This is a genomic window from Photorhabdus asymbiotica, assembly GCF_003634575.1.
In the GTDB taxonomy this organism is placed as follows: domain Bacteria; phylum Pseudomonadota; class Gammaproteobacteria; order Enterobacterales; family Enterobacteriaceae; genus Photorhabdus; species Photorhabdus asymbiotica.
Window position 1 is genome coordinate 796625 of the sequence record NZ_RBLJ01000004.1, and the last position, 12119, is coordinate 808743.

At 38.8% G+C, this 12119-nt stretch carries 7 protein-coding genes; 6 read left to right on the forward strand and 1 reads right to left on the reverse strand.

The window, feature by feature from the left end:
* Positions 1-385 precede the first annotated feature (385 nt).
* Both BDD30_RS19405 and BDD30_RS19410 read left to right on the forward strand, forming a co-directional pair.
* Positions 386-2794, forward strand: coding sequence for a DMSO/selenate family reductase complex A subunit (locus BDD30_RS19405; protein WP_041381892.1), 2409 nt, complete (start codon positions 386-388; stop codon positions 2792-2794).
* Positions 2795-3063: 269 nt separating this feature from the next.
* On the forward strand, positions 3064-5445 hold the full coding sequence (locus BDD30_RS19410) for a M60 family metallopeptidase (RefSeq protein WP_015834470.1): 2382 nt from the start codon (positions 3064-3066) through the stop codon (positions 5443-5445).
* Between the two features lie 289 nt (positions 5446-5734).
* On the opposite strand, the gene BDD30_RS19415 is transcribed toward BDD30_RS19410, so the two are convergent.
* Complete coding sequence (locus tag BDD30_RS19415; protein ID WP_015834469.1) at positions 5735-6418, reverse strand: hypothetical protein; 684 nt, start codon at positions 6416-6418, stop codon at positions 5735-5737.
* A gap of 372 nt (positions 6419-6790) precedes the next feature.
* On the opposite strand from BDD30_RS19415, the gene BDD30_RS19420 reads away from it, so the two are divergent.
* The 4 genes from BDD30_RS19420 to BDD30_RS19435 all read left to right on the forward strand — a co-directional run bounded on the left by BDD30_RS19420 (position 6791) and on the right by BDD30_RS19435 (position 12115).
* A complete protein-coding gene (locus BDD30_RS19420; RefSeq protein WP_015834468.1) occupies positions 6791-7807 on the forward strand; it encodes an NAD(P)H-quinone oxidoreductase in 1017 nt (338 codons plus the stop codon).
* Between the two features lie 455 nt (positions 7808-8262).
* Complete coding sequence (locus tag BDD30_RS19425) at positions 8263-10182, forward strand: pyridoxal phosphate-dependent decarboxylase family protein (protein ID WP_041381891.1); 1920 nt, start codon at positions 8263-8265, stop codon at positions 10180-10182.
* 45 nt (positions 10183-10227) lie between these two features.
* On the forward strand, positions 10228-11436 hold the full coding sequence (tyrP, locus tag BDD30_RS19430) for a tyrosine transporter TyrP (RefSeq protein WP_015834466.1): 1209 nt from the start codon (positions 10228-10230) through the stop codon (positions 11434-11436).
* 238 nt (positions 11437-11674) lie between these two features.
* Positions 11675-12115, forward strand: a complete 441-nt coding sequence (locus BDD30_RS19435; protein ID WP_015834465.1) for an OsmC family protein — start codon at positions 11675-11677, stop codon at positions 12113-12115.
* The last annotated feature ends 4 nt before the right edge of the window (positions 12116-12119 follow it).

Consider the following 12119-nt stretch of genomic DNA (forward strand, 5'->3'; position numbering starts at 1 on the left):
CACGGAATTTAAATGATGCGTTTGATTTATTTTTAATTATGTATTTTGTTCTAAAGGTTCTGGTTTATACCCAATAGATTTCAAGATGCATCGCGACGGCAAAGGAGCGAATCCCCGGGAGCATAGATAACTATGTGACCGGGGTGAGTGAGTGCAGCCAACAAAGAGGCAACTTGAAAGATAACAGGTATATAAGTTAAAAATGAATTACATTTCGACGGGTTTTAATATATCTGTTTTGTTGTCAATGTATTAATTGTAATTTAGCTGATTTTTTCAAGGAAAGGGGAGCTAAATCCTGTTGACTCCTGATCGCTATCAACATTAATCCCGTTTTTCTTACCTAACATTTATTATGCTAATGGGATGTAATATGGAGGCAAAGATGAAAAATAAAAAAATAAGTTATAACGCCCATGAACAAAATGATGTTTTAACGGTCAGCCGTCGTCGTTTTATTCAGGCTAGTGCTGCACTGATATCTGTCCCTTTTGCCGCTGCCCGCGCGTCAATCGCAGACGAAAAAAAAGATCAAACTCCTATACCAATTAACGTTATCGACACTGGAGAAACAAAAGTCGTACCAACCTGTAGCACGTTTGATTGCGGAGGAAGATGTGATATCCGGGCGCATGTCAAAGATGGAGTTGTCACTCGCATAACTACCAGACCTGATCATGAATTCAATGAAGAAATGCCAATTATGCAAGCTTGCGTCCGCGGCAAGGGCTATCGCAAATTTGTTTATAATCCTGATCGCTTAAAATATCCAATGAAACGAATTGGCCCGCGAGGAGAGGGGAAATTTGAACGAATTTCCTGGGATGAAGCGACAACCATTATCGCGAATAAGCTTACCAGTATTACGGAGAAATATGGCCCGGCCTGCCGCTATGTTAGCGTTAATACCGCGGTAATTGGGGGCGTGTCATCAGGCGATAAGATGCTGCGTCGTTTATTAAATATTACCGGCGGACATTTGCAGTATTACCATTCCGTTAGTATGGGCAATACAGCAGCAGCGACACCTTATACCTATGGTGTGGCTACTTCAGGCAGTACATTGGATACGCTAGCAGATACGCCGTTAGTTATTCTTTGGGGTCATAATCCGACTGAAACTATTTTTGGACACACTAATCATTATTTCCAAAAAATGAAGAAGAACGGTACCAAATTTATTGTGGTCGATCCCCGTTATTCCGATACGGCGTCTTCCCTGGCTGATCAATGGATTCCTTTGCTTCCCACAACCGATAACGCATTAATGGATGCAATGATGTATGTGATTGTCAGTGAAGATTTACACGATAAAGCATTTATTGATCGTTATACGATTGGTTTTGATGAAAATAATATGCCGGATGGCGTTCCTGCTAATGAATCTCTGGTTGCTTATCTGACAGGCGCTAAAGATGGCATTGTCAAGACGCCAGAATGGGCGGAAAAAATTACCAAAGTGCCGGCGAATGTCATTCGTCAGCTTGCTCGTGAATATGCTACGACTAAACCCGCTGCCCTGATGCAGGGATGGGGGCCGCAACGTCATATCTGTGGTGAACGTGTTGCGCGTGGCTCAACAATTTTAGCCACAATAACTGGTAATGTGGGGAAAAAGGGGGGCTGGGCAGCCGGTTTTGGTGGGGTTGCTGGTAATAAATATCTCAATGGGCTTGATCTTGGTAATAATCCGGTAAAAGAAAAAATTTCTGTGATGAATTGGGTTCAGGCAGCCGATGATGCCAGTAAAGTGACCCCGGCAGAAGGTTTAGTTAATGCAGATAAGCTGAATAGTAATATCCGAGTGCTATTCTCGCTGGCGGGTAATTATCTTGCAAATCAAAACCCGGATATTAACCAAGCAGCAAAAATATTGGCAGATGAATCTAAAATTGAGTTCATTGTATCTAGTGACCTTTATCTGACGCCAAGTGCCCGATATGCCGATATTTTATTACCAGAAACCAGTTTTATGGAACGTTGGAATATTGCTTATCCCTGGAGCACTGGTAGTTACTTCATTCTGTCATCAAAATTGATCGAACCTGAATTTGAGCGGCGTTCTGATTATGAATGGATACGTGAAGTTGCCGCAAAACTGGGCGTTGAACAGGAATTCAGCGAAGGTCGTGATGAGCAAGAGTGGATAGCTCATATTATGGAATCTAACCGTCAGGCTCTGCCAAAAGAAAATTTGCCAACTTTTGAAGCATTAAAACAGACACGCAAACATCTTTTCAAAATACCACCCTATATTGCTTTTGAAGAAAATATTCGTGACCCAGAAAATCATCCATTCCCAACACCGTCAGGAAAAATAGAGATATTTTCTAAGCGTTTGTATGATATGCAACATCCTGAGATCCCCGCGTTGTCACATTATGTTCCTGCATTTGAAGGGCCGGAGGATAAATTAATTGAAAAATACCCGTTGCAATTAATTACTTGGAAAGGGAAAAATCGCTCCAACTCAACGCAATATTCAAATCCTTGGTTACAGGAAGTTCAAATCCAGAAATTATGGATTAATCCGTTGGATGCGCAGAAACGCAAAATTAAACAAGGAGATTTAGTGCGTATATTTAATGATCGCGGTGTTTCTATTATCCCTGCTGAGGTGACTCAACGTATTATTCCCGGCGTGGTGGCGATGCCGACCGGTGCATGGTGGCAGCCGGATAAAAACGGGGTTGATCGGGGCGGTTGTGTCAATGTGTTGACATCATCTCGTAAAACCCCGCTTGCGCATGGAAACGCTCATCAAACATTACTGGTTGAGGTGAATAAAGTGTGAGTGAATTTATAGAATATGCGCCGGTAAGTAATCATTGTTCAACCTAATATCCTATTTGTGCCCGCTATCGGTATGGAATGTGTGAGGCACAATCTGAAATAGGAAATTTGGGGAGGTTATTGAATCATTTCTTGATGGATGACTTTACTTTTATAGGTGTTGGGGAATTTTTTTATGGTGATACTATTTCAAACGTAATTATTAGTTAGTGATGCAATTAATCTGCATTTTTACAATGTTCCCAACCTAAATTAGAAGGTAGTAATAACATGACTGAGAATAGGAAAGAGATAATCTTACATGGTAATGGTTCTGCTAATGAATATAAAAAAATGCAGCGAAGATCTCTTGCTCACAGTGAACTGCAACCAACAGGATTTTACGTTATTTCCGGACAGGAAATTATGGTAAATGTCGAAGGGGAAACTGATGGTTCTGTAAATGCAGTGATTGGGGTTCCTGAGCTGAATAAACCGGAAAAGTATCTGTTAACGACGGGATTAAATAAATTTACCTCAAAGAATGAAGGTTTACTCAGTTTTACCAACAATAATAATCATGGTTATGTGAAAATTATTATTCAATCAGAGTTACAGAAAATCCCATCATTCAAATTGAATGAAACCAATAATACAGATTGGGAAAATATGATGGCATCATACTCTGATGCACCCGTCGTTCAACTTAGCAGTGAACGGGCAATAATTGTTGTAAGATATAATAGCGCTAAGAAATACCTGACTGATCCAAATGCATTAATGAAATATTATGATGATTTTATTCGCTTCCAGGATAACATATCGGGAATATTAGAAGATGGAAAAGCAGACTACAGAGTCGATTCAAATAAATTCTTATATGTAGAAGCAGACCGTTTATATATGTTCGCGACTAATGGGCATATGGGTTTTAATGGTGATGCTGCCCTGCAACGATTATTAACTACCAATAATGGCTGGGGAATTTGGCATGAAAGTGGTCATCAAAGGCAACAATCTCCTTATACCTGGAGTGGTGGAACAGGAATGACCGAGGTTACAGTAAACTTGTATTCTTTAGCTGTACAAGAAGGTTTTCATGATAGAGCAAGCTTCATTGATAAATACTATCCTAAAATCAAAGAATATTTAGTGACCGAAGAAAAGAATTTTGACGCTCAAGATATTAATATAAAGTTAGGAATGCTATGGCAGTTAAGACTAACATTCGGTAATGGATTTTATCCTCAACTTCATCAAGCTTACAGGTTAATGGATTCATTGCCTGTCAGCAATGATGATAAAAAACAACAGCTTATAATATCATCATCTCAATTGACCAATATTAATTTAGCTGCTTTTTTTGATAAATGGGGAATTACACCTAATGAGAAAACATTAGAAATATTAAAAACATTACCGCCATTAGAGAAAAATATCTGGGAAAATGATGATAAAAATTCGATTACAATAGAGATGCCACAGCAGAAATATGTTCCTGAGTTGGCTTACTTTATGAAAAGTATAAACAAAACATTATTAAGTGAAAATAAGTTTGAATTTACTATCGATCTTGATTGGCATACTCCATATCAATATGTTATTAAAAAGAATAACCAATATCTTGCAGAAATAAGAGAGGGCAAGCCATTTTATTGTAGTGCAAAATTAGATGAAAATGGTTTGAATGTGAAAGTCTCACATGATTTTGCCTTAGATGATTCAATTGAAATTGAAGTAAGATTTGATGGAGGTAAATATGCTATTTATAACATGACAGTTTATGATTTTAAATTATGGGAAAGATTGAATAATTTATTCAAAGATCAAGATCATACAGAGATTGCTGATAATGTGACCCAGAACGAGTTGGATGATATATTTGAGGCTATCAAGCACGCCAATGACAGTGAAAAAATGTCATCTGTATTTCATCGTGCACAGGAGATACTCTTGATAAATACCGTCATAAGTATAAATATCGATTCCGATCGTCTAACAGTGAATTTCAAGGATGAATTATTTAAAAATTATAAATATGTTGCAACGAAAGATAACAAATATATATCAGAAATAAATAAAGGAAAAGCTTATTATTCTAGCTTTATTCCGCCATCAAAGTGGGTAACAAATAAAAATTTAAATGATGCTAATGAATTAGCTATTCAAGCACGATTATCTAATGGGGATTATGTAATATTCGAAACAACTTTTGCAGAAGAAAATATAAAGCAAAGAATTGCGGGTTTATATACGGATGCATCCCAATCTAAAATAAATGATAATGTTACTCAAAGCACTTTATCTAAACTGATTAAAGATATAAATGATAGCGGAATATCGTATAAAAAGAAGGATATTTATCTTTCACAAGTAGATGATGCACAATTGATGTTCTTAAAACAAACCATAGCCCAAGTTGAATTGGCAAAAAATAAATTTATAGTAACATTTGCTAACGAAAATTTCCGGGATAATAAATATGTTTCTATTAAGAATGGTGCTTATCAATCAGAAGTCAATAAGGGTAAGCCAGCGTATTCGTCTTTATCTAATAAAGTCTGGTCGACTAACATGACTTTAACAGAAGGGGATCATTGTACCGTCGAAGTTAGAATGGGGACGAAAGTTTATGTTATTTATCAAACAGGCGATTTGATATTAGCGGAATAAACCGATAAATCCTGAATATACCCGTCATCTTTCAAGTTGCCTCTTTGTTGGTTGCACTCACTCACCCCGGTCACATAGTTATCTATGCTCCCGGGGATTCGCTCCCTTGCCGTCGCGATGCATCTTGAAATCCATAGGGTATAAACGCGTTGTGAAAAAATGGACCTCCGGCATTTTTTGATGGTAGCTGGAGGTCTAGATAGGTTAACTATTTAGTATAGGGAGATTTGCGTGTATTTGGAGGGAATAGGGTAAAATAGCTACTTTTTAAGTTTGTATTAAGGAATCTTTATATGGAATCAGAAGTGCCAAAAATCTTCGCGAGTTTTACCAATTGAGCAATTTCATCATTGGAGGCACCATTTCGAAGGATGTCCAGTACTGTCGTGGATGCATCCAGATTTATATCAAGATCAAATGTATTTATCTTACGGATGAAAAAATTGCACTTTTTTACACCACTGACCGGACCCAGATTAGCCAATATTTCTGGAATGCCTTTTAAGTATCCTTTATTACTGGTTTTTTTACTTACTGAAAACTGGAAAACAGGATATAAATTTTCCACCCCCCAATTTAATACGATGAGTTTATGACTTTCACCATATTTATTTACTGTTGGACGAGTCACTCCTAATATGTCAGCAACTTTGCTGGACTTGTAGACGCCGCCATATTCCCCAAGGTAAGTAAGAAAAGCATTCCTGCTTTCGATAAATTCTTCATGCTTTTTCTTTTCCGGTGTAACGCTTTCTACTATTTCAATATAGTTGGCTCGTCCTTTAACTTCTGCCCAAAATTCATCATCGGGTAGCGTTAGCAATAGGGAAAGGCTATCCGGATCTCTCTTTTTAAGTACCTCAATAAAATAATCAGCAAGATTGGTGATGCGTGCTTTGATAAGTTCAGACTGCTCGAATCCACTTGTCCGTTTTGTTACCGGATTATGGGATTCTTTTGTGGTTGTCTCCATTAGCACCTCAATGATATTTTGCAATTTCGAAAAATTCGCTTACATGGAATTGTAGGATAGGAAAATTTTTTCACCAATCTCTTTTTAAAAAGCCGTATTGGTCAGTGATACGATTCAGCTTCTTCTAACGCAGCAAGATTTTCTTGCTGCTACTTTAAAGTCATCGATTAAATGGTTAGTGAGAAAAAACGAATAGAAAGTCAGCAATGATGCTTGTAATAGCGTATCTGAGCTACCTACGTATTTGTCATGTAATAGTTTTCTGTTATGGTCATTGTTTAACGGTTTTTTCGTTCTACGGCATTTTAAATCCCACTTATCATATTAAACAGAGTCCATAAAAAGGATCGTCAAAAGAAATAAGAGGTATGTATGCATAGCAAAATTAATTCATTACCCCAATATATGCTAGCTATCAGTATCATTAAGCCTGGAGGTCCAGAGAAATTGCATCTGGTTCAGGTTCCGTTACCGCGACCAGAAAAAGGTTATCTGTTGGTTAAAGTGGCGGCGGCAGGTGTTAATCGACCGGATATATTTCAGAGAATGGGGTCTTATCCACCACCACCTGACGCATCTCCATTACTTGGATTGGAAATTGCAGGCGAAGTTGTTGCCAAAGGTGAAGATTGTGAACGCTGGAATATTGGCGATAAGGTTTGTGCGTTGGTTGCTGGTGGGGGTTATGCTGAATATTGTCTGGTACATGACACCATTGCTTTACCGATATATGGATTGGATTTTGTTCAAGCGGCTGCATTACCCGAAAACTTTTTTACCGTCTGGGCTAATGTTTTCCAGACGGGTAAGTTAACGCAAGGAGAAAGCGTGCTAATTCATGGTGGCACTTCTGGAATAGGCAGTGTCACTATTATGTTAGCGAAAGCCTTTGGTGCCAGAGTAATTACCACCGTTGGCTCCGATGAAAAAGCTAAAGTTGCACACAGTTTAGGTGCTGACTTTGTGATTAATTATCGGAAAGAAGATTTTGTTGAGCGAGTATTGCAACTGACTGATAAGCAGGGCGTTGATATGGTTGTTGATTTAATCGGTGGCGATTATGTTGATAAAAACTATAAAGTTGCAGCTAAGTTCGGGAGAATTATTCAGATTGGTATGATGAAAGGAAATCCTGAAAATCTTAATTTAATGCCTTTAATGTTAAAACGTCTGACTCATACAGGTTCTACAATGCGCTCGCGTAATGTGGAGGAGAAAGCAGAAATAGCCAGGGAATTGGAAAAATATGTTTGGCCATTATTGAAGTCAGGAAAGGTGAGTCCGTTAATTTGTAAGGTATTTGATCTGAAAGATGCCGCTGATGCACATCGAATGATGGAAGCGGGTGATGTTATTGGTAAAGTTATGTTGGTAAATGTATCGTCTTGAAATCACTTCTTATGATCAGGGCTATTGTCCTTATGTAGCCCTGTATCCCATCGATTTAACCGGTTCGTGTTAAAAAAATCCTTATAATTAATAAGCTTAATGACTAAATGGTCATTATTTCGGCTAGTTTTTTAAGTGATTTTTTATCTGTTATTTGTCCTTGCGCACAAAATCGGAATTTATATTTAACATTATTGTTAATATTTTAACAAATGTGGTCTATATCTATTAACAAGTGATTGGTTGTAGATATATTAATGATCAATTTGCTTCACCTGATGGTTTTTTATAACTGTTTGTTATATCAAGTAATTATCAGATTTAGTAAGTCAGGTGGCATAAAAGTTTCTGTCTGCTTATTGGAGAATGATAGTGATTTTATTAATAAATAAAGCAGATACGAATCTCTCTGTTACTAACGGTAGTTTATGTCAGTTGGAAAAGGGTATGTGATTATGACTAAGCAGTTTACTTCGCACTTAAATATCGATGCGTTGTTTTTAGGCCCTAAATCAGAAAATGCAGTTTTTTTTAGAGAAATGATGGAGTATGCCGTAAGTGAGCATATGCACTGGCGCTCTGATTTTCATCCTGAAGATCCCGCCTTAGTAACTTCCGTTGATCGTTATGCACCTGATTATAGAGAAACCCTTTATCGAACTGAGGGGATTCTGAATCAACTCTCTGCCAAACTGAAAAACACGTCTGTGCCTTGGTTTTCGCCTCGTTATATGGGGCATATGAATGCTGACACTCTGATGGTTTCCAATCTCGCGTATGTGATGGCGATGATGTACAACCCGAACAATTGTGCTCACGAATCATCCCCGACAACAACAGAACTGGAAATTGAAGCCGGATTGGATCTGTGCCGGATGTTTGGTTATGACCCCCGACGGGCTTGGGGACATATCACATCAGGCGGAACCGTCGCCAATTATGAAGGGCTATGGGTTGCTCGTAATTTAAAAACTATGCCACTTGCTATTGCGCAACACCCACAATCCTGTGATTTAGTTGAGGATAAATCGGAACAACAACTGTTAAATATGTCATCGTCAGATATTTTGGATCTGACTGATGAATTAAAAAGACGTGGTATTTTCGAAGAAGTTCGAGAACTTTCTTGTCGTGGTGTCGGAATAAAGCAGGGAATGTTTGGTAAGGTTTTAGTTCCACAGTCGAAGCATTATTCCTGGATGAAAGCAATGGACGTTTTTGGGATTGGTCAAGAACATATCGTTCCATTGCCGGTAGATGAATATTATCGCACTGATGTTGCAAAAATGCGTGAAATTACGTTCAGCCTGATAGAACAGGGCGAACCGATTTTGGCAATGGTGACTGTGGTTGGAACTACGGAAGTCGGAGCTGTCGATAGAGTTGATGAAGTCATTGCATTGCGTCAAGAGTGCGAAGAACGTTATGGCGCTTCATTTTATGTGCATATTGATGCTGCTTATGCAGGTTATGCCAGCGCAATGTTCCTTAATGAACAGGGTGAGTTTATGGAATATGATGAACTTATCCGCCGTTATCGTGAATTGGAAATTATTCCAGAGGGGGTAATCTGGCCTAAACCTGAAATTTATCAGAGTTTCAGGGCAATGTGTCATGCTGATTCGATTACCGTAGATCCTCATAAAGTTGGATTTATTCAGTATGCGGCTGGGGCTGTCTGCATGAAAGATAAGCGTATTGTTGACTTGATTTCCTACCGTGCCGCTTATGTTTTTGAAGATGTTAATGATCAACCTGAGCAACCGGTTAATCGGCGTGTGGTACTTGGTTCCTCTATTATGGAGGGTTCTAAAGCTGGGGCTACCGCGGCAGCGATTTGGGCAGCGCACAGATTGGTGCCACTTAATATCAATAGTTACGGAAAAGTGATTGCTGCGGGTATTGTGACAGCCAATTGGATGGTTAAAAAGCTGTTAGCTACAGAGCCGCTTGTTGTTGGCAAACGTTGTTTTGAAATTCATGTCATGCCACATCCTGATTTCCATATGGTCAATTTTACCTTTAAAGAGCGGGGTAATGACGATTTGGGGCATCACAACCGTCTTAATAAACGTATGTATGAGCTTTGCTCATATGCGACAGGCCGAACTTATACCAATGATTTTCTGACTTCTTCCACTTCACTTGGCTATAGCGAATATGGCGATACACCTTGGCATTATGTTGCAAGCTGTGGTTTCCGCCGGGAAGAGTGGAATAAAGTTCGTAGTCTGTATGTTTTACGGGCGGCAGTCATGACACATTGTTTACGTAGTACTGACGATTTTGACGAATATTGGGAAAGGCTTCAGAAAATTTTTATTCACAAACTAACTCAAGTTGTTGATGAAGAAGAAAAAAAGAAAGTGGTTTGATTTTCTGTTATTAAATATTTGCAGTTGATTCGAAGGGAAAAAAACGTGAAAAACCGTACTTTTGGCAGTACTTTTATCATAGCAGGAACAACGATCGGTGCTGGCATGTTAGCTATGCCATTAGCAACCGCTGGTGTGGGATTTGGTGTCAGTTTGATCATGCTGGTGGGTTTGTGGATTGTGATGAGTTACACCGCATTATTGCTGGTTGAAGCTTATCAATATGAGTCGCCGGATACGGGGCTGGGGACACTTGCTCAGCGTTATCTTGGCAACGGCGGTAAAATATTAGCGGGTTTCAGTATGATGTTTCTGATGTATGCACTGACTGCGGCATATATCAGTGGGGCGGGGGATTTACTGACGATTAGCCTTAATAAATGGTTTAATTCATCCTTTCCTGCTTCAGTCGGTGTTGTCCTATTTACGGTAATTGCTGGAGGCGTTGTTTGCATTGGCACCAGTTCAGTAGATATGGTTAACCGGGTTATCTTTAGTGCAAAAATTATTTTCCTGATATTAATGTTGGGGATGATGATGCCGCATGTTCAGAGTATTAATCTACTGACCATGCCATTAGAGCAAGGATTAATATTATCTTCCATTCCTGTGATATTCACCTCGTTTGGTTTTCACGGCAGTGTTCCCAGTATGGTGAAATATATGAATGGAGATATACGTCGGCTGCGTTGGGTATTTATCATCGGCAGCGCAATTCCGCTACTGGCTTATATTTTCTGGCAATTGGCGACTCTTGGCAGTATTAATTCCCCTACATTCGTTAATATCTTAGCTGAAAACTCAGGGTTGAATGGTTTATTGCACAGCATCCGTGAAGTTGTTGCTTCACCGAAAACTGAGCTTGCCGTACAAATGTTTGCTAACTTGGCGCTCGCAACCTCATTCCTCGGTGTTGCACTTGGCTTGTTTGATTTTTTGGGTGATCTATTTAAACGCAAAGATAATGTAACCGGGCGTATGCAGACCGGTTTATTAACTTTCGTTCCGCCATTGATTTTTGCGCTATTTTACCCAAAAGGCTTTGTGATGGCGTTGGGATATGCCGCCGTGGCGTTGTCAATCTTGGCGTTATTATTGCCTAGTCTCTTGGCATATAAATCCCGTCAGCAAAATGAACGCCGCTATCGGGTATTTGGCGGTAAACCAGCATTATTGCTGGTATTTGCCTGTGGTATTGCAATAATCGCCATTCAGATTGGGATAGTGAGTGGAATGTTGCCCGAAGTAGGATGACCACTTGATTTTGAAGATAAATTTATTTTTGACCTAAAGCGCATTCTCTGACAGATGGTCATATATACCCAATAGAGAATCCACGGAAGTACTCATTCAGCCGATAAAGGAGCAAATTGGGAAAGAATAATTGAAAGATAAGCACTTTAAAAACAAAATGGAGAAAAATTAAAAGTTATAATAACTGTCTCTATTTGACCCGGTGAAAAACTAATATTTAATTATAAGGAGTGAGATCATGGCGAAAGAATTATTTACTGCCAAAGTAAAATCTGTAGCTGGATTGAAAGTTGAATGTACATCAAGAGATTTCTCCTTTTATTTGGATGAGCCGCGTAATTTAGGTGGCACTGATCATGGGATGAATCCAGTTGAAGCTCTACTCTGTTCTCTGGGGGCCTGTAAATGTATCGTAGCAAAGGCTTTTGCTAAACTGCATAAAATTAATTTAATTGATATTCATGTTGATCTGGAAGGTGAACTTGATACTGATGGTTTCACTGGTAGAAATAAACAAGCGAAATTAGGTTTCTCTAAAATAGTAACAAAATTTTATATTAAAGCGGATAATAGTGAAGAAGAAATTCATGCCTTTGTCGACTTTATTAATAAAACCTGCCCAGTTCATGATACTATCGAGAATGCACCAAGTTTTGCTACTGAAATATATTGTGAATAAGTAA